The organism is Mesorhizobium sp. STM 4661, from assembly GCF_000359125.1.
Taxonomy (GTDB): Bacteria; Pseudomonadota; Alphaproteobacteria; order Rhizobiales; family Rhizobiaceae; genus Mesorhizobium.
Window position 1 is genome coordinate 52,579 of the sequence record NZ_CAAF010000070.1, and the last position, 16,965, is coordinate 69,543.

At 62.8% G+C, this 16,965-nt stretch carries 19 protein-coding genes; 3 read left to right on the forward strand and 16 right to left on the reverse strand.

From position 1 onward, the window contains the following. Window positions 1-23: 23 nt before the first annotated feature. Window positions 24-1,637, reverse strand: coding sequence for an extracellular solute-binding protein (locus tag MESS4_RS23715; RefSeq protein WP_006336467.1), 1,614 nt, complete (start codon window positions 1,635-1,637; stop codon window positions 24-26). Between the two features lie 354 nt (window positions 1,638-1,991). On the opposite strand from MESS4_RS23715, the gene MESS4_RS23720 reads away from it, so the two are divergent. Next, a complete protein-coding gene (locus tag MESS4_RS23720; RefSeq protein WP_006336468.1) occupies window positions 1,992-3,023 on the forward strand; it encodes a LacI family DNA-binding transcriptional regulator in 1,032 nt (343 codons plus the stop codon). Window positions 3,024-3,063: 40 nt separating this feature from the next. Here the strand turns inward: MESS4_RS23720 and MESS4_RS23725 are convergent, their stop codons facing one another. The 12 genes from MESS4_RS23725 to MESS4_RS23780 all read right to left on the reverse strand — a co-directional run bounded on the left by MESS4_RS23725 (window position 3,064) and on the right by MESS4_RS23780 (window position 14,831). Next, window positions 3,064-3,501: a DUF126 domain-containing protein gene (locus tag MESS4_RS23725; protein ID WP_006336469.1), complete on the reverse strand. Its 438-nt coding sequence runs from the start codon at window positions 3,499-3,501 to the stop codon at window positions 3,064-3,066. After that, window positions 3,498-4,748 carry an aconitase X gene (locus MESS4_RS23730; RefSeq protein WP_036241952.1) on the reverse strand — a complete coding sequence of 417 codons (1,251 nt, stop codon included), beginning with the start codon at window positions 4,746-4,748 and terminating at the stop codon, window positions 3,498-3,500. The genes MESS4_RS23725 and MESS4_RS23730 overlap by 4 nt, the downstream gene beginning before the upstream one ends. Window positions 4,749-4,820: 72 nt before the next feature. Continuing rightward, on the reverse strand, window positions 4,821-5,888 hold the full coding sequence (locus MESS4_RS23735) for an ABC transporter ATP-binding protein (RefSeq protein ID WP_006336471.1): 1,068 nt from the start codon (window positions 5,886-5,888) through the stop codon (window positions 4,821-4,823). Further along, window positions 5,888-6,676 (reverse strand): ABC transporter permease, encoded by a 789-nt coding sequence (locus MESS4_RS23740; protein ID WP_006336472.1) that lies wholly within the window; start codon window positions 6,674-6,676, stop codon window positions 5,888-5,890. Before MESS4_RS23740 ends, MESS4_RS23735 begins: the two co-directional genes overlap by 1 nt. Then, window positions 6,676-7,545: an ABC transporter permease gene (locus tag MESS4_RS23745; protein WP_006336473.1), complete on the reverse strand. Its 870-nt coding sequence runs from the start codon at window positions 7,543-7,545 to the stop codon at window positions 6,676-6,678. Before MESS4_RS23745 ends, MESS4_RS23740 begins: the two co-directional genes overlap by 1 nt. 26 nt (window positions 7,546-7,571) lie before the next feature. After that, window positions 7,572-8,633, reverse strand: coding sequence for an ABC transporter substrate-binding protein (locus tag MESS4_RS23750; protein ID WP_006336474.1), 1,062 nt, complete (start codon window positions 8,631-8,633; stop codon window positions 7,572-7,574). A 56-nt stretch (window positions 8,634-8,689) separates the two neighbouring features. Further along, window positions 8,690-9,667 carry a PfkB family carbohydrate kinase gene (locus MESS4_RS23755; RefSeq protein WP_006336475.1) on the reverse strand — a complete coding sequence of 326 codons (978 nt, stop codon included), beginning with the start codon at window positions 9,665-9,667 and terminating at the stop codon, window positions 8,690-8,692. Further along, a complete protein-coding gene (locus MESS4_RS23760) occupies window positions 9,664-10,701 on the reverse strand; it encodes an ADP-ribosylglycohydrolase family protein (RefSeq protein ID WP_081609838.1) in 1,038 nt (345 codons plus the stop codon). Before MESS4_RS23760 ends, MESS4_RS23755 begins: the two co-directional genes overlap by 4 nt. A 52-nt stretch (window positions 10,702-10,753) precedes the next feature. After that, window positions 10,754-11,479, reverse strand: a complete 726-nt coding sequence (locus MESS4_RS23765) for a GntR family transcriptional regulator (RefSeq protein ID WP_006336479.1) — start codon at window positions 11,477-11,479, stop codon at window positions 10,754-10,756. A gap of 218 nt (window positions 11,480-11,697) precedes the next feature. Continuing rightward, window positions 11,698-12,369 (reverse strand): hypothetical protein, encoded by a 672-nt coding sequence (locus tag MESS4_RS23770; protein ID WP_006336480.1) that lies wholly within the window; start codon window positions 12,367-12,369, stop codon window positions 11,698-11,700. Window positions 12,370-12,570: 201 nt separating this feature from the next. After that, window positions 12,571-13,206 (reverse strand): isoprenylcysteine carboxylmethyltransferase family protein, encoded by a 636-nt coding sequence (locus MESS4_RS23775; RefSeq protein WP_006336481.1) that lies wholly within the window; start codon window positions 13,204-13,206, stop codon window positions 12,571-12,573. 263 nt (window positions 13,207-13,469) lie between these two features. Continuing rightward, a complete protein-coding gene (locus MESS4_RS23780; protein WP_244441195.1) occupies window positions 13,470-14,831 on the reverse strand; it encodes a PAS domain S-box protein in 1,362 nt (453 codons plus the stop codon). A 228-nt stretch (window positions 14,832-15,059) separates the two neighbouring features. On the opposite strand from MESS4_RS23780, the gene MESS4_RS23785 reads away from it, so the two are divergent. Then, window positions 15,060-15,329, forward strand: a complete 270-nt coding sequence (locus MESS4_RS23785; RefSeq protein ID WP_006336483.1) for a hypothetical protein — start codon at window positions 15,060-15,062, stop codon at window positions 15,327-15,329. A gap of 148 nt (window positions 15,330-15,477) precedes the next feature. Here the strand turns inward: MESS4_RS23785 and MESS4_RS23790 are convergent, their stop codons facing one another. The 3 genes from MESS4_RS23790 to MESS4_RS23800 form a co-directional block, all read right to left on the reverse strand. Beyond that, on the reverse strand, window positions 15,478-15,696 hold the full coding sequence (locus MESS4_RS23790) for a DUF2934 domain-containing protein (protein ID WP_006336484.1): 219 nt from the start codon (window positions 15,694-15,696) through the stop codon (window positions 15,478-15,480). Between the two features lie 80 nt (window positions 15,697-15,776). After that, the gene (locus MESS4_RS23795) at window positions 15,777-15,983 is read right to left on the reverse strand and encodes a hypothetical protein (protein WP_006336485.1); all 207 of its coding nucleotides are present in this window, start codon (window positions 15,981-15,983) and stop codon (window positions 15,777-15,779) included. Between the two features lie 102 nt (window positions 15,984-16,085). After that, on the reverse strand, window positions 16,086-16,385 hold the full coding sequence (locus MESS4_RS23800; RefSeq protein WP_006336494.1) for a DUF1236 domain-containing protein: 300 nt from the start codon (window positions 16,383-16,385) through the stop codon (window positions 16,086-16,088). Window positions 16,386-16,626: 241 nt separating this feature from the next. Here MESS4_RS23800 and MESS4_RS23805 point away from each other — a divergent pair, with 241 nt between their 5' ends. Beyond that, window positions 16,627-16,947 carry a DUF982 domain-containing protein gene (locus MESS4_RS23805; protein ID WP_006336496.1) on the forward strand — a complete coding sequence of 107 codons (321 nt, stop codon included), beginning with the start codon at window positions 16,627-16,629 and terminating at the stop codon, window positions 16,945-16,947. Window positions 16,948-16,965 lie beyond the last annotated feature (18 nt).

Consider the following 16,965-nt stretch of genomic DNA (forward strand, 5'->3'; position numbering starts at 1 on the left):
CCATTGCGATCCCGGGAGGAGGATCAGCTGATCGGATCGAGAACGGTGGGCCATGCCTCCTTGTTGGTCTTGATGGCTTCGAGAAGCTTCTCCTCGCCGGTGCGCCGCGCGATCTTCTTCCATTCGGCCTCGGTGTCGGCCATCGCCTGCTCGGCCGTCTTGGCCTTGGTAAGTGCCGCGACGAGGTTCTCGTCCAGCGCATTGTGGAAGGCGGTGGCGCCGGGATAGTTGATGGTCGGCACGGTGCGGGCGACCGTCTCGCGCACCATATCCATGTGGTAGGCGTGATAGGTCTGGCGGACCAGCGGATCGGAGAAATCCGACAGCCGGAACGGATCGAAATAGCCGCCCGGATTGGCCGTCATCCAGGCATAGATGCGGCTCGATCCCAGCCACTGCAGGAAGAGATAGCAGGCCTCCGGATGCTTGGCCTGCGAGGACACCGAAGCCGACAAATTGAGCCACAACACCGAACGGCTGATCAGCTTGCCGTCGATTTCGCGGCCGGGCGGCAGCATCGAGCCGATCTTGCCGGTGACAGCTGAATCCTTGTTGCCGGCATTGTCGAGGAACTTCGGCAGGTTGGAGAAGGCGCAGGTCATGGCAGCACCGCCCTTGGCGAAATTACCGTACTGTTCCGGCCAGCCCCACGAGATCGCATCCGGCGAATGATGCGAAAGCGAATCGACATATTCCGTCGTGGCCGCGATGCCCTGTTCCGAATTGATCAGCGGCTTGCCGGTGTCGTCGAACAGGAACTGGTTGGGCGAGGCCATCGAGACGTAGCGCTGGTACCAGTTGGTGTAGCCCCAGCCCTGGTTGCGCAGATCGGTCGAGCCGAACAGGCCCTTGTCCGGACGCTGGAAGAAGGCTGCGATGTCGCCATGCTGTTTCCAGGTCTTCGGCGGCACAAGGTCGTAGCTGTATTTGTCCTTGAAGGCCTTCTTCTCGGCCTCGTCGCCGAACAGGTCCGTGCGGTAGACCCAGGTCTGGAAATCGCCGTCCAGCGACACGCCATAGGTCGAGCCGCGATACTGGTTGAGCAGCGAAACACCCTTGGCGCCGTTGACATAGCCGCGCTCGGGATCGTCCCATTCCGGCTTGTGCTGGGCGACGAAGTCATCGAGCTTGAGGATGCCGCCGGTTTCGGCGAGGTCGCCAAGGCGGTTCCACTCGACAGCATAGATGTCATAGGCCCCACCCTTGGTGGAGATGTCCTGCATCGTCTTGGTGAATTCCTGGCCGTTCGGCACGCCGACGATTTCAAGCGGAATGCCGGTTTCCTTTTCCCACAGATCCTTGATCGATGGCGCGCCGGCCGGGAACGGCTGCGTCAACTGGCCGATCGAACCGTCGGACAGGCCAAGCACGATCTTGGCCGGCGCCTTGCCGGCGCCCTTCATCGCCTTGACCGCCTCGATGGCGCGGCCTTCCGGCGTATCCGGGCCATACTGATAGCGCTCCGAGCCGTCGAAGCCCGTCGGGCCGCCGATCATGCCGGGCGCCAGCGCATCGGCCGCATAGGCGCGGCCTGGACGGATGAATTGCGGGGCAATACCTGCCGCGGCCATGAACACGGCCGCCTTTCCACCGGACGCCAGCAAACGGCGCCGCGACATGCGGATCAAATTTGACATTGGAAGTCCTCCCTTAGGGCCCTGTTCCTCCACGGCCCTATGATGGATATTGACGGCAGGATACGAAGCCTGTCAACATCATAAATAATCAAAACACGTCACAACATCGCAAATGAGGGAGAGAATGCAGTCTATCGAGGTTGTCGCATCGCACCTATTGCTTGGATTTGAGGGAATTCAACACGGATCGAGCTCTTTTCCACGCTGGCTGGCGATTTGGTTTAGCCCGGTGGCTTGCGCATCGGCCAAGGCCGGTTACATCATTTCCCATCAGAATCGCTGCCGGTGATGAGCCGTTCTCCGGGTTCGATCGAAATTTGCGCGATTTTGATGCTGGCAATGAGGTAGTCGACTGTGCGGTCCACCCTGACAGACATAGCCCGCGAAGCTGGCGTCTCCGCCGCCACGGTCGACCGTGTGCTGAACAACCGCCCCGGCGTTCGGGCGCGCACGCGTGAAATCGTGCTCGAGATGGCGCAGCGGCTTGGCTACATCGCCGAGAATTCGAACGGCCCTACCCCGCGCAACGCGCTCCCCGGCGATGTCATACGGCTCGACTTCGCCTTGCCCGCCGGCACCAACTCCTTCATCAAGATGCTGCACCGTCACATCGAGGCGCAGGCGCAGTCGCGACCCGATCTCGATGTGCGCGTCGCCACGATCGAAGGCTTCAATCCGGACCGGCTAGCCCGGCTGCTGCAGGATCTGCACGGCCAGACGCAAGGCGTCGGCGTTATCGCGCTCGACCATCCGACGGTCCGCGAGGCGATTCGCTCGCTGTCGGCCAGCGGCGTCAAGGTCGTCACCATCGCCTCCGACATCCTGCATGTGCCGAGGGTCGCCTATATCGGCATCGACAACCGCGCCGCCGGCCGGCTGGCCGGCTATCTGCTCAATCGCTTCATGGGCGCTGGCCGGCCGGGCAAGGTCGCGCTGTTCGCCGGCTCGCTCTCCTATCGTGGCCACGAGGAGCGCGAGATGGGGTTCCGCCACATACTGACGGAGGAATCGCCCAATCTCGAGATCGTCGAGATGCGCGAAATGCTCGACGATCGGGAAAAGGCCTATTCGGAAGCATCGGCCCTGCTGGACCGGCATCCCGACCTCGCCGCGATCTACAATGTCGGCGCCGGCAACACCGGCATTGCCAGGGCGCTCAAGGAGCGCGGCCGTGCGCTTTCAACGGTCTTCCTCGGCCACGAGGTGACGGAAGGCACCAAGGACCTTCTGCTCGACGGCACGCTCGACGCCGTCATCGACCAGAACCCGCGCGTCGAGGCACGCGAGGCGCTCAATATCCTGAGCCATGCGGTCAGGGGCTTGTCCTACGAACTGCACCAGCCGCGGCTGCAGGTGATCTTCAGGGAAAGCATCCCGGAGATCTGAACGAGTCCTCTCAATCGGGCGGCCTATTCGCGGTGGCCGGCTAGGTTCGGCTCACTATCGCTTGCGCGTCCTCGTTAGTGCCGATGGCGATCCGGTCGCCGGAGACAATGCCTGATGTGTCGCAGACGACCAGCGGCATGCGGATGTCGTAGAGGAATTCGGCGACGATGGCGCCGACGGCGAGGATCGGGTCCGGCCGCTCCAGGATGATACCGGCCGGCGCCGTGCCCTTGCGGATCGCCTCGGCAAGAACCGACGAGGAGGACGACGAGCCACGCCCACTCGCCATGACCAGGATCCGTCCGGCGACATTGCTGCCTAGAGCCGGATGCGAATGGTCGATGATGTCGCCGGTCTCGGCATCGACGCCGCCCCAGAAACTGAGCGCTTGCGACAGCACCAGCGCAGAGCCTTGCGCCTCGCCGACAAGCTGGAAAATGCCAGTTCTGTCCAGGGCTCGCCTGTCCTGCCCGCTCATTGCGTGCCTCGCACGACATGGCCGGCCGCGGCAGAGCGGATGCAGTCCGCCATGTCGCCGAAGGCCACCGAGACGCCGATATTGCCGGGCGCATAATGCGCCCATTTGCCGGAATTGGTCATCACCACGCCGTCGAGCCGCTCGATGATCGCGGTGACGTAGGTGCAGGTGTCGGCGACTGGAATAAGTCCGAACGCCTCGATGCCGGCCAGCGCCCCCTCATCCTGCAAACGCGTCAGCGTCGCGCGCCCGGTGTTGACATAGATCGGAATGCCCCTGCCCGGCGCGACCTTTCGCAACAATGGCAACAGCCGCATCCATTCGTCATGCGAGAAATGCGGCGTGCCCAGCGACACGGCCGCCAGAGGCGCGCCGTCGGCTACGCTCGATAGCCTGGCCAGCGCATCGTCGAGGTCGGCACGCGTGATGCGGATTGTCTCCTCTGGCGCCATGCCATGAAACGCTTCTTCGAGAGTGTTTGCTTCCGGCGTGATATCGACCGCATGGAACAGCGCCACAGCGCCGGTCGTCGCCGCGGCGGCGCCAAGCGCCTTTAGCTGGTCCTCGTCGCGCGGTCTTGGCAAGCCCGAGATCACCGGGATGCGATCGCCACTCGCTTGCCCGATGATCAGCCCGACGGCGACGAACAGACTGTCGCTCGGTTCTAGGTCAGAATCGATCAACTCGAACAGGACCTGGCCACGCCGGTTTTCCCTTAAATGCAGGCCCCATGCCGGCGCGCGTCCGGTCATCGCGCAGCACAAATCGATGAAATCGCCATAACGGTTGGTCCGCGCCCCGATCACCGAATTGGCAAAGACGATGGCGTTGGACTCACCCCAGGCGATCTGCTCGCCAAAGCTGGGCCGGAACCGCGTCTGGTATGGCGCGCAGGTGAAGGTCGCCTGGCAGCTTAGTTCCAGATGCGCCTTCATCAGGCGCCGCGCCGGCGCCTCTTGCGACGGCGGCATCTTCACCAATCCGGGATGGATGAGATCGAAGGAGCCGACATTCAGCGTCGTCGGCACCTGGACGTGGCCGCCGCCCTCGACCAGCCTTTCGACGAAATCAAGGCTGGCCTGGCCGTGATAAAGACAGCCATCGATATGAGCACCGGCAATGTCGAGCAGCTTCGGCGCGCCGACCGCCTTCGAAAAGGCGGCCAGTATCTTCATCGCGGCAGCCGCGGCCGGCCCCTGCTCGCCCTGCAGCATCGACTGGTCTCGCGCACTCAGTTCAAGTGTCATCGGCTGTTTCGCTTTCCGCACGACAAAGCTCTCCCCGATTGCGGACCGGCTGGCAAGTCCGGCAGCCTGACCTCAGCTCGCAGCGATCAGCACCGTGCTCTCTGGCGACCAGCTGAGCATCACATCCTGCCCTTCCGCCAGCCGCTCGATGCCGGTGTTCTGCACGATGACCTTGAGCGTCTGGCCGTCGCGTTCGACGAAATAGGTGCTGTTGTTGCCGGCGAAGATGCGCTTGGAGACCTGGCCACGCAGCACATTGCCATTGGCCTGGACCGTACTTCCGGCATCGGTGGCGATGCGGATGCGTTCGGGTCGCACGGCGCAGCTCGCCTTGGTCCCTGCGGCGAGCGACACGCCAGCCCCGGCGGCGATCGTCGTGCCGTCGGCCAGTCGGATGCCGTTGCCTGTGCTGTCGCCGCGCAAGATATTGGCATCGCCGAGGAAGGTCGCGGCGAACTCGCTCTTCGGGCTGTCGTAGATCTCCTCCGGCGGCCCCTCCTGCACCAGCCGGCCGTCGCGCAATATGCCGATGCGGTCGCTCATCGTCAGCGCCTCTTCCTGGTCGTGGGTGACGAAGATGGTGGTAATGCCGATCTCGCGCTGGATGCGTTTCAACTCGATCTGCATGTCGACGCGCAGCGCCTTGTCGAGCGCACCCAATGGCTCGTCGAGCAAAAGCACGCGCGGCTTGGTGACGATGGCGCGCGCCAGCGCGACGCGTTGGCGCTGGCCGCCGGACAATTGGTGCGGCCGACGACCGCCGAGCTTGCCGAGTTGCACGAGGTCAAGAGCGCGCTGCACCTCGGCGGCAATCACCGCCTTGGCTTCGCCGCGCACCGACAGCCCGAAGGCGACATTGTCGGCGACGCTCATGTTGGGGAACAGCGCATAGTTCTGGAACACCATGCCGATGCGCCGCTTCTCCACCGGCACCCGCTCGACGCTTTCGCCGCCGATCGCGATGCGGCCGGAGTCGGGAAAATCGAAGCCGGCGATCTGCCTGAGCAACGTGGTCTTGCCGCTGCCCGACGGCCCGAGCAGCGCGTAGAAACCGCCATCGGCGAAATCGATCGAGACATCGTCCAGCGCCTTGTGCGCTCCAAAACTGCGCGACACGTTCGATACTTGCACGCCGGCCATTATTTCTCTCCGCCGAATTTGAAGAAGCGTGCCGTGAGCAGCATCAGCGCCATCGACACGACGATGATGATGGTCGAGACCGCGTTGATCTCCGGCGTAAAACCCTTGCGGATCGCCGCGTAGATTTCGACGGGCAGCGTCGTCTGGCCAGGCGTCGACAGGAAGTAGGAAACCACGAACTGGTCGAACGACACGGCGAAGGCGAAAAGCCCGCCGGCGATGACGCCCGGCATGATCCAAGGCAAGGTCACGCGCCGCGTCACCTGCCACTGGTTGGCGCCGAGCGAGCGCGCCGCTTCTTCCAGTTCCGGTGCGAAGGTCTGCAGCCGGGCCGAGACGACGACGATGACATAGGGCAGCGCCAAGGCGACATGGCCGAGCAGGATGGCAAACAGGCCACGCCCGATGCCGACGCCGAAGAAGAAGATCAGCATCGCCGTGCCGGTGATCAACCACGGAATGGCGATCGGCGGAAACAACAGCGCCTGCAGGAATTTCTTGCCTGGGAAGTCGTAGCGGTAGAGCGCCAGCGATGCCGCCGAACCAAGCACAACGCTAATGACGGTGGTGATGATCGCGATTTCGAGGCTGTTCCATGTCGCCGAGATCAGTTGGTCGTTCTGCCACAGCGAGGCATACCACTCGGTCGTCCACTCGAAGGGCAACTGGTAGAAGGGCGAGGCGTTGAACGACATCAGCGCCATGATGATGATGGGCAGATAGAGGAAGGCGAGCAGCAGCCCGATGTAGAGCCGGCCGATCCATTCGAGAATGCGCGTCGTCGCCATCACGCGGCTCTCCGCAGCACCGGTGCGGCCAGCGCCAAAATAGCCAGCACGACGGCCAGCAGGATGAAGGAAAGTGCCGCGCCGAGCGGCCAGTTGAACACGGCGACGAACTGGTCCTCGATGACGGTGCCGTAGAAGGTACCGGTGCGGCCGCCGAGAATGCGCGGTTCCATGAAGGAGCCGACGACAGGCACGAAGATGAGTGCCGCGCCGGCGACCAGCCCCGGCATCGAGAGCGGGATGATCACCCGCTTCAGCATTTGCAACCGCGAGGCGCCGAGCGAGCGCCCTGCCTCGATCAGTGAATCGTCGATGGCCTGCAGCGTGAGATAGCAGGTCAGCACCATGTAGGGCACGTAGGAGTGCACCAGGCCGATGATCACCGCCGGATAGGAATACATCAGGTCGATGTTGATCTTGAACGGCAGCACGGCGTTGAGCGCCGTATCGAGAATACCGCCTTCGCGCAGCACCATCGCCCAGGAGAAGATACGCACCAGCCCGTTCGACCAGAACGGCAGGATGACGAGCAGGAAGATCGCCTCGCGGCTGCGCCCCTTCAGCACCTTGGCCAGCACATAGGCCGCGGGATAGCCGATGACGATGCACCACAGCGTCACCTCCAGGCCGAGCCTGAGCGAGGCCAGCAGCAACGTCAGGTAAAGGCCTTGCGAGAAGAAGGCCGTGTAGTTGTCCAGCGTGAACGCCCACGCCTTGCCCGACAGCGGCAGCTCCGTCATGAACGAGAAGAAGACCATGGCCGACAGCGGCAGGAAGATCGCCACCGTCAGCCATAAATAAGCAGGAAGAAGCAACGGCAAGGCCGATCGCAATCCGCTCCGCGAACCGATCGCGACCTGCCCGGCCATGTCCCGCCTCCCGAAAAAGCCTGCCGTTACTTCACGTCGACCTTAAGCTGCTGCCACAGCGCCAGATAGGCTTCGCGTTGGGCGTCGGTGATCGGCGCCTGGAACTGGATGCGCTTGGCGACATCAGGATCGCCCATCACCTTGCGGTTGAAGGCGTCCTCGGGAAGGGCCTCCACCGCCTTGGTGTTGGCCGACACCGGCGCGCCGACCTTGGTGACCCATTCGACATAGAATGTCGGATCGATCATGTAGTTGATGAAGGCCTCGGCGCCGGCGACATTCTTGGAGCCGACCGGAATGGAAAAGGCGTCGAGCCAGGCAACGGCGCCTTCCTGCGGGATGACCAGCGAGACCGGCAGCTTGAAATGCGTCTTGGCGCGGTCGGCCGAGCCGCTCCAATAGGTGCCGATGTCGATCTGGTTGGAAGCCACCATCTGGTTCCAATCGTTCTCCGAGCTCCAAAAAGTCTTGATCTGCGGCATCAGCGAGGTCAGCTTCGCCTTGACCGCTTCCATATCCTTGATATCGTTGATGTTCTGGCCGGTGGCAATCGCGCCGAATTGGACCGCTTCGACAGCGTCGTCACGAATGACCACGCGGCCCTTGTGCGCCTCGTTCCACATTTCGGTGATGCTGGTCGGCGGCTTGTCGAAGGATTTCTCGTTGATCGCCAGCGCCGTCAGGCCCCACACCCATGGCACGCCATAGACCTTGCCGTCATGATCGAGCATCGGCGATCCCGCCTTGTCCGGGCTGATATCGGCATAGTTGGGCAGCTTGGACGTATCGATCGGCTGGATCAGCTTTTCCGCCATCGCCTGGTCGTTGAAGGCAGCGTTGATCATGACGACGTCGTAGAGGCCGGGATTGGTCCGCAGCTTGGTCAGCATTTCCTGTTCGGAATTGAAGAAGTCGTTGACGACCTTGTTGCCGGTCGCCTTTTCGAAGGCGGCGATCGCCCACGGCTCATCGGCGCCGTAGCCCTTCCAGTTCAGCACATGCACTTCGGCGGCAGTGGCGGCCAGCGTGAACACGGAGGTGAAGACGGCGGTCGCCGTCAGCAATGCAGTCAGTTTGGGCATGCGCATGTTCGTTCCTCTCTTTTAGCTTGCCCGGTTCCCGGGCTTGTCAGGTTTTCAGGCAGTCAGGCATGGGCCTTCCGGTTCCGGCCGTCGGCTCCGGTCGACGAACCGGCGATGTGGCTCAGGAATGTCTTGATTTCTACATCCGTCGGCGCCGAGGACCCGCCATGGCGAGTGACCGACAGCGCCGCCGCCGCATTGGCATAACGAGCCGCCTCGAAGGGCGGCACACCGCGCGACAGCGCGCTGACGAAGGCGCCGATATGAGTGTCGCCGGCGCCGTTGGTGTCTATTGCCGCCACCTTGAAGCCGGGCACGGCCTGCGCGCCGCCGCCGGCCAACCGCACGAAGCAGCCCTTTGCGCCGGCGCGGATGACCACGCCCGCCGCCTTCGGGCAGTGGTCGGGCAGAAGCCGCGCCGCGATGGCCTCGATGTCGCCAGGACCGGCGATCTCGGCCGCTTCCGTAGTGTTGCAGCTCAGCCATGTGGTGCGTGCAAGCACCCGCTCAAGGATCGGGCGCGGAATCTCTGATATGACCGGCGTCGGGTCGAAGACGAAGGGAATATTCGCCGGCAGCGCCTCGATCCAATCGGTCAGCGCGTCGCGGCTGCCGGGATAGCTCAGCGTATAGCCGGAAGTGAAAACCCAGTCGCCCGGCGCAACCCGGACCGGCGCCATCATGTCGAGGCTGAGCACGCTCTCGGCGCCGGGCCACGAGACGAAAGTGCGCTCGGCATCGCCGCTGATCATAGCGACGCAATTGCCGCTGTCCATCACGGGTGACGCCGGCGTCAGTGTCGTGATGCCTTCGGCAGCGAAGGCAGCACGCAGGAAATCGCCATTGGGTCCGCTGCCGAGCTGGCCGCCGAAGACGACCTTCATGCCGGTGCGGCCGGCTGCGATCATCATGTTGAAGCCGCCACCGGCAACCTGGGCAAAGCTGGATGCTGTCTTCTCCGTGCCGGGCGCCGGCAAGGCGTCGATGCGGTAGACATAGTCGACCACCGCGCTGCCGATATGGACGAGACGCCCGCTCATGCCGCGGCATCCTTTCCGGAACCGGCTTTGGCCACCCGTGCCGCGACGAGATCAGTGGCCAGCGCGCGCACCTGCTCGATGTCGAGGCCCTTGAGCCTGACGATATGCTGTTGCGGCAGCCGGGAAAAGCCGGTGCAGGCGCCGGCCATGCCGGCGGCGACAGCGCCGATCGTGTCGGTGTCGCCGCCGAGATTGGAGCTGATGATGGCGGCCTGCCAGGGATCGCCACCGGCGATCTCGAGCACAGCAAAGGCTGCCGGAACCGATTCCTGGCTGGCAACGCCCGTGCCGACGAGATCGGTGATCAGCCGGATGCCGTCGGCGACGGGCCTGCCGCGAACGAGGACCCTCGCCCAGTCGATGCGCGCGGCAATGTCGCCGCCGGTGACCCAATGGCCGAGTGCCGCGCCACGCCTGGCTGCCGCAACAGCACTGTCCGAGGCGGACCGCCAGTCGCCGCCGGCGACGCCGCAGCTGACGGCGGCCGCAACTGCGGCGGCCGAGGCGATCGCAATCGAGGTGTTGTGCGTTGCGCGGCAGGTTTCGGCAACCTTGGCGACCAGCGCGTCGAGCGGCTCCAATGGCATCATGATGCCGACCGGGGCGATGCGCATGGCCGCGCCATTGGTGTCGCCACCACTTCCCGCTTCCTCGGCCGGCACGCCTTCATTGATGGCGTCGATGGCGCGCTTGGTCGACGGACCGAGCAGATCGTAGCTGCCGCGCGCCTTGACGTCGCGCTCCCAGTCGAGCAGCGCGTTGACCCAGCGCGTGTGGTCGAACCGATCGCCTGAAACAATCAGGATGCGGCCGAGCAGCAGCGCCTGTTCGGTGTCGTCAGTGATCGTGCCAGCCAGCAGCCCCCTCGATACCGGATGATCGGCGACGGGCGCGACGAAATCCTCGACATGGCCGTAAAGCTCGGCGATGCGGGCTGGCGACAGGAGCTGCGTTGGCATGCCAAGCGCATCGCCGAGCGCACCGCCGATGAGCGCGCCCATCGCCCGGTCGATCGTCTCGGCCGCATCCATCATGCTCATAACGCGCCCATCCTCAGAACTCCCGCATCTTCAGAACTCCCCATCTTCAGAACTCCAAGTGAAGGGCGAAATGCGCCGGATTAAGCAGGCTGGTCACATATTCGATGGCTCGGCCGTCGGCGGCGCGGGTCAAGCGTCGCGTCCGTAGAAATGGCGCGCCGGGAGCGCAATCGAGAATGGCGGCGTCCTCAGCGCTCAGCATCTCGATATCGACCCATTCCTCGCCGTGATCTGGAACAAGCCCCGCACCGCGCAGCGTTTGGTGCAGCGAGCCTTCGCGCAAGCCGCGCAGCGGCACGTCCTCCAGCTCGGGCGACAGCGGCAGCCGGCTGCGCTCGATCGAGATAGCATGGCCGTCATCGGCGTTGGTGCGCACCCGGTCGACGGCGATGAAGAAGGGACTGTCGACGCCGAGCCTGGCGGCGAGTTCGGCATCCTGCATGACTTCGAGCCTGAGCGTGCGCGTGTCGGCATTGGCGCCGGCATTGGCGAGCGCGCGCGACCAGCCGACCGCGTCGTCGACCGGCATGCCGTCGAAGGTGACGAACGAGCCAATGCCGACCTTGGTGGTGATCAGCCCGCGGCTCGACAATTCCTCGAGACCCTTGCGGACGGTGTTGCGGCTGACGGAGAAGCGCTGGACGAGCTCGTTCTCACTCTGCAGGCGGTCGCCGAAACCGAGCACGCCGGAACGGATCTCATGTTCGAGAACAGTCGCGATCTGTTCGGGCTTGCCCGTTCCGGGAGATGACAGAGCCACGCGGCGCGCCATGGAATACCTGTTCAGTGAACCTGTATAGTCCTGTTCAATATCGCGCAATAATAGCCATGTCAATGCCGGGACCGATGCCCTTGTCGCCGAAGCAGGAGTGCATCAAAACACAAAAAGCCCGCCACCTGCGTGGCGGGCTTTCCGACGAACCGGAGGCCAGGAGAGTGTTGGACGAAGCCTCGCGGCTGGTTCGACACTTCCTTCAGGATGGCATCTGATCAGCGGCGCGCGATCAGCAGGCACAGTTGGCGCAGGTCACGATCATAAGTGCCTTCGCTGCCGAGCACGTCGACGCAGCGCTTCTTCATTCTCGTCAACTGGCCGCTCGACATGTTGGCGACGACCCCGGGCACGCTAGGATTGCTCGGATTGGATGGGTTGCTTGGATTGCTTGGATTGGACGGGTTGCTGGGGTTGGACGGGTTGGAGGGGTTGGACGGATTGATACCGCCGATACCCACGCCGATACCAACATTGATGCCGTTGCCGACACCGACGCCGGCACCGGCGGCGACGCCGTTCCCGATCTTTGCTCCGGCACCGGCGGTGATGCCATTACTGCCGCCCACCGATGCGCCGGCACCGGCTTTGATGCCGCCGCTACCGCCAACCGATGCGCCGAGGCCGGCATTGATGCCGCCACTGCCGCCCACCGATGCGCCGGCACCGGCTTTGATGCCGCCGCTACCGCCAACCGATGCGCCGAGGCCGGCATTGATGCCGCCCCTGCCGCCTACCGATGCGCCGGCACCGGCTTTGACGCCGCCGCTGCCGCCAACGGAGGCGCCAACGCCGACGCCAATGCCCCCGGCATCGGCCGGTATCGAAAGCATGAAAATGACCGCACCACCTGCCAACACGCCGGTGATTGTTTTGATCTTGAAAGTCATAACACTCTCCTTGTTGCAGTTGCATAAAGCAACCAAGAATATCGCAGGCTGCATGACTTACTACGCTGGAGAGAGGTTACTAGTTTCTTTTACGGAAAAATTGTTTGGAGCAATAGTGCACAATGGGGAAATACACCGAAGAATTTTAGAGTAAAATTTTCTGAAACTCTTCCATGTTGACAGACGAGCTCCGCGGAAGTTTTAGAATATCCGGGGAAACAGCCTGTAGCGAACACGCTGCATGTAACCCTGGTATTCCGACGTCGTCGCAAGGATGGCTTCCTCGCGCAGGATGCGGTGCAGCTGGAGCACGGTGATCAAGGCATAGGCGGTGAAATTATAGAGCGAGAAGCTCGACAGCAGGAAAAGAATGTGACCCATAAGATAGCCGGAATAGATCGGATGCCGCACCCATCGATAGGCACCCCCGGTGACCACGCCGCGGTTTGCCGGCAGGATGGCGAAGGACCGCCCCAGCGACATCTTTCCCCAGATGACGAACCATAGCGCCAGGAACTGCAGCGGCGCGGCGATATAGAGCGGGATGATGGGCACGCCCTGTTCCAGTATGATGAGACCGGAACCAAAACTGGCGACCAGCGCCACGACCACGGTCAGCGGATTCCAGTCGCGAACCAGCGGCCGGCGCGACAAAAGCAGCCAGATGAAGGTCAACGTCTCGGAAATCGTCAGTAACAGCACGTTGAGGCGGGTCGGATCGACCACGAGATGATAGGCGCCGCGATAGACGAAGAAGCCCGCGACAAGCAAGGCAATGCTGCGAAACAGCGCTTCGCGCACATCCGTCAGGATTTCGCGCTTGCGCGCCTCCGACAAGATCGCATTCTGTCCTGCCGACGGCAGAACATCACTTTTTGAGATGAGCAAGGCCTATACCCCCGGTGGTCCCTCGGGGTTGACCGTTGCACGCAACCATTGCCGACGGGTTAATCATGGCCCCAATCGGCTGCTGAACCGCGGAGATTCTGAAAACGAGGCGATTTTCCGCAAGTCGCCAGGCAATCCAGCCCGCACTAGCCAAGAACCGCGCCGACCAGTCTTGTCGGCAGCCGCCATCAAGGCGAGCCGGATTTCATTCTTCAACCGACGGCAATGTCGGCGAGAGATATTTCGACAGCGCGCAATGGCGCTTCCAGTGTCCAGACGACGCCTTGCCTGTCGAACTCCAACCATCCGGTGCCGCTGAGCGCCTGGGGCGCGACCCGTTTGAGGACGACGGTTCCGAAACCACGTCGCGCGATCGCATCCACGGTCGGCCCGCCCAACTCACGCCAGATCAGGCGAAAGGTGTCGGCGCCGTCGGCGGCGATTGTCACATCCCACTCGATTTCGACCTGTCCGCCGTGGTGGGACAGCGCTCCGTACTTGGCCGAATTGGTGGCCAGTTCGTGGAAGGCAATGCCAAGATATTGCACGGCGTTCGGCTGGAGTATGACCGCCGGTCCGGTCATCGACACGCGGGATTGCACCGCGAACGCCTTGAGCTGTGCCTGCACGAGTTCGTCGACCGTCGCGCCGCGCCATTCGGCGTTGACCAGAAGATCGTGGGATTCCGAAAGCGCCGTAATGCGTTCTCGCACCTGTCCCAGGAATGCCTCCGGAGTGCTCGTCAGCTTGCTGGTCTCGCGGATCATCGAAATGATGACCGAGTACTGATTCTTGACGCGATGATTGACTTCGCGCATGAGCAGACGGATGCGCCGCTCGCTCTCCTTGGAAGAACTGATGTCGCGCGCGATCTTCGAGGCGCCGATGATCCGACCGATGCCGTCGCGGATCGGCGAGACGGAGAGCGACACCGGAATGAGCGCGCCGTCCTTGCGAAGGCGGATCGTCTCGTAGGTCGGCACGCGCTCGCCGGCGCGGATGCGGCTGATGATCGAGGCTTCCTCCTCGAGATGGCCGGGCGGAATGAGGATGGTCACCGGCCGGCCGATCGCTTCGGCAGGCGTGTAGCCGAAAAGGTGTTCCGCCGCATCGTTCCAACTGGTGATGATGCCATTGATGTCCTTCGAAACGATGGCATCCATCGTTGACTCGACAATGGCGGCAAGTCGAATGCGGGCTTCATCGGCCATTGTCTGCGTGCGCAGATCGAGCAGTGTGTTGATGGCGCCCACGACGTCGCCCGCTTCGTCGCGAAGCAGGACCGGATGCGCGCTGAATGGGATGAGCTGGCCATCCGGCCGCTCGGCGATCGCCTGGCCCCAGCGAACATCACGTTCTTCAAGCAAGGCAACGGCCATCGGGCATTCGCCATGCGCCATTGCCCTTCCATCAAGATGGCGAAGTTTCCATGAACCGCACCACTGATCCCGGCCGATGACGGGACGGTGCCCCCACAGATCTGCCGCGGCTTCGTTGAAGAAAGTGATCCGGCCCTGTTTGTCGGTGGTGTAGACGGCGACAGGCAGCGCCTGCATCAAATCGACAGAGGGCACCCCTGGAATCCCACCCCCCGCTTTTTGAATGACGTTCACATATTCCCCCGCCCGCTCGATTTCCAACGGATTGCTATGACTGCTGAAATGCACGTGAGTGGTTTCAGTTCCCGGCATGGACGGCCATCGGTGTTGTTTCTGATGCCTTTGTCGCAGGCGCACCGATCACGAATGGCAGTTCCTGGTCGGAATTTTATGGGGAACCTTCATTACCCCCGAGCTTCGACCATGGCCCAGAACGCCGACGGACCGGGCGGCAACACCGCTGGGACTGACAGCGACAAAAGCGTCGTCATCGACCCGGCCGATCCCAATTCCGCGGATCCTAATGCTGTCGACTTTGGGATCACCAACAGCATCATCGGCGCGCCCGACAACTGGAATTCGAATGCCGATCAAAACTGTCCGGTGAACCCGCAAGGCGCGCAACCCGACGCGTCGAACAGGGTTGCCGGCACGGTCTCACCGACCGTCAACGACAACCATTGCGGCAAGTAGCCGAGATCAACTCGGATTCCGGCAATTCACGCTTCTGCCGCGGCACGGACCGAACTCCGTCCGCGGCAGAAGCGTCATATGTTTCAGCATTCCGACAGCAGAACGCAGCAATGGCTGCCGTCTATCGGATGTCCCCAGGTGCCGAATGCTAGGTTGACGCCTTCTTTGGCTTGCTGTCCTTGGGCTTGCCGCCCTTGGCGGCAACGGACTTCTTGGACGCCGCTTTCGCTTTCGGCGTGCTGTCCCCGCCGTCGATCTCTGCGGCGGCCTGGTCCCAGTGCTGCTGATGCGCGCCATCGGGCCGGCCGGCCTGTTCCCAGATCGCGTGTGCCCGCCTGCGAATGCGTTCCTGCCTCTCGTCCGTCACTGTTGCCTCCGTCGGTTCGATTCAAATCCGTGAGCAACAACTGTTTTAGCTGAAATTTCGATCGGCGTCTTGGGGCGGCCTCAGCCTTTGTCCGATAGAACCGCGACGCCAAGCAACGCCGCCTTCTTCTTGATCAGCCCCGCAAGATCCGCGTCCGAGCGCTCTGTTCCGGTTCGCTCACGCACCGCTGCAATCACCTCCTTCATCGACAACAGGCCAGTTCCCCGTTCGACAAGCAATTTGTCGACAACCGCGACCACATTGGGTGAATCGACATGCGGCAACATGGAAATAGCTCCTTCATTCCCGAGACAAGCCACACACTCCTGCAGGCAGAGGCAGCCCGCCGCTCTCTCTCTTTTATCTTCCGGAGAGAGCGGCGGGTGAGGTCAGTCTATGACCTGCACAACTCTACGGGTGCCGGGGTCGACCAGCACGGTACGATTGTCGACGACCACATATCTGTACTGCACGTCAGGGATCGGCTGGAGCTCGACCGTGTCGGGCAGAGCGGAACCGACATTGAGTTCCACGCCCAGCAGGCTAACCGACGCCAGCGGATTCTTTTTCACATGTTCGCGAATAATGGTCTGCTGTTCGGGTGTGACAATCACCTGATCCGCGGCGGCCACGCCTATGCCGGCCAGCAGAGCAAACCCTGCAGCTGCAGGGGCAAGGTGGATTTTCATCATCTTCTCCTGTTGCTGTTGGCAGGGCTCGCCATTCATGACTTTTGAGAGCATCACTGCCGGGAAGAGCGAACCCTGTGAGCAAACGCCGGGGCATCTCTCTTGTTCCGTAAGCCGAGACTAATTGATCATTGGATTTGCCGGCCGCCGCTATCGGCTTCCTCGGGAACCGTATTGGCCAGATCTGCATTGAAGGGCGCTGAGATCCTGTCTGGGAGGTCCAATATGTGGGAGGTCCAATATGGATGACACGCTGTTCGACGCCCCTGTGGCAATTGCCGTCGGTGCCGGCTTCAAGCGCGAAATCGCGTCACTTGCTGAAATGCAGAATTTTCTAAAGGAATGGTCTCCGGCGCGGCGCGGTCCGATCTACGAGACGGCCGTCCGGGCTTGCAACGCGGCGCGCGCCGGGCACTTGACCGCCGACCAGGCGCGGCGGGCATTCATCAGCTTCGCCGAGGCGACCGGCCTGATGTGGACCGGCGTCGATCCGGTGACAGCGCTGCGTGAAGCCAAGAGCGCAAGGAGCATACGCCCCAGGACCACGCGACATCCGCATTGAAGCCGGCGATTTTAGAGG

Coding starts and splice junctions, on each gene's coding strand:
- MESS4_RS23715 (WP_006336467.1), bottom strand. CDS start 1,637: ATGTCAAATTTGATCCGCATGTCGCGGCGCCGTTTGCTGGCGTCCGGT.
- MESS4_RS23725 (WP_006336469.1), bottom strand. CDS start 3,501: ATGAGCGGGCAGGACAGGCGAGCCCTGGACAGAACTGGCATTTTCCAG.
- MESS4_RS23730 (WP_036241952.1), bottom strand. CDS start 4,748: ATGACACTTGAACTGAGTGCGCGAGACCAGTCGATGCTGCAGGGCGAG.
- MESS4_RS23735 (WP_006336471.1), bottom strand. CDS start 5,888: ATGGCCGGCGTGCAAGTATCGAACGTGTCGCGCAGTTTTGGAGCGCAC.
- MESS4_RS23740 (WP_006336472.1), bottom strand. CDS start 6,676: ATGGCGACGACGCGCATTCTCGAATGGATCGGCCGGCTCTACATCGGG.
- MESS4_RS23745 (WP_006336473.1), bottom strand. CDS start 7,545: ATGGCCGGGCAGGTCGCGATCGGTTCGCGGAGCGGATTGCGATCGGCC.
- MESS4_RS23750 (WP_006336474.1), bottom strand. CDS start 8,633: ATGCGCATGCCCAAACTGACTGCATTGCTGACGGCGACCGCCGTCTTC.
- MESS4_RS23755 (WP_006336475.1), bottom strand. CDS start 9,667: ATGAGCGGGCGTCTCGTCCATATCGGCAGCGCGGTGGTCGACTATGTC.
- MESS4_RS23760 (WP_081609838.1), bottom strand. CDS start 10,701: ATGATGGATGCGGCCGAGACGATCGACCGGGCGATGGGCGCGCTCATC.
- MESS4_RS23765 (WP_006336479.1), bottom strand. CDS start 11,479: ATGGCGCGCCGCGTGGCTCTGTCATCTCCCGGAACGGGCAAGCCCGAA.
- MESS4_RS23770 (WP_006336480.1), bottom strand. CDS start 12,369: ATGACTTTCAAGATCAAAACAATCACCGGCGTGTTGGCAGGTGGTGCG.
- MESS4_RS23785 (WP_006336483.1), top strand. CDS start 15,060: ATGGCCCAGAACGCCGACGGACCGGGCGGCAACACCGCTGGGACTGAC.
- MESS4_RS23795 (WP_006336485.1), bottom strand. CDS start 15,983: ATGTTGCCGCATGTCGATTCACCCAATGTGGTCGCGGTTGTCGACAAA.
- MESS4_RS23800 (WP_006336494.1), bottom strand. CDS start 16,385: ATGAAAATCCACCTTGCCCCTGCAGCTGCAGGGTTTGCTCTGCTGGCC.
- MESS4_RS23805 (WP_006336496.1), top strand. CDS start 16,627: ATGGATGACACGCTGTTCGACGCCCCTGTGGCAATTGCCGTCGGTGCC.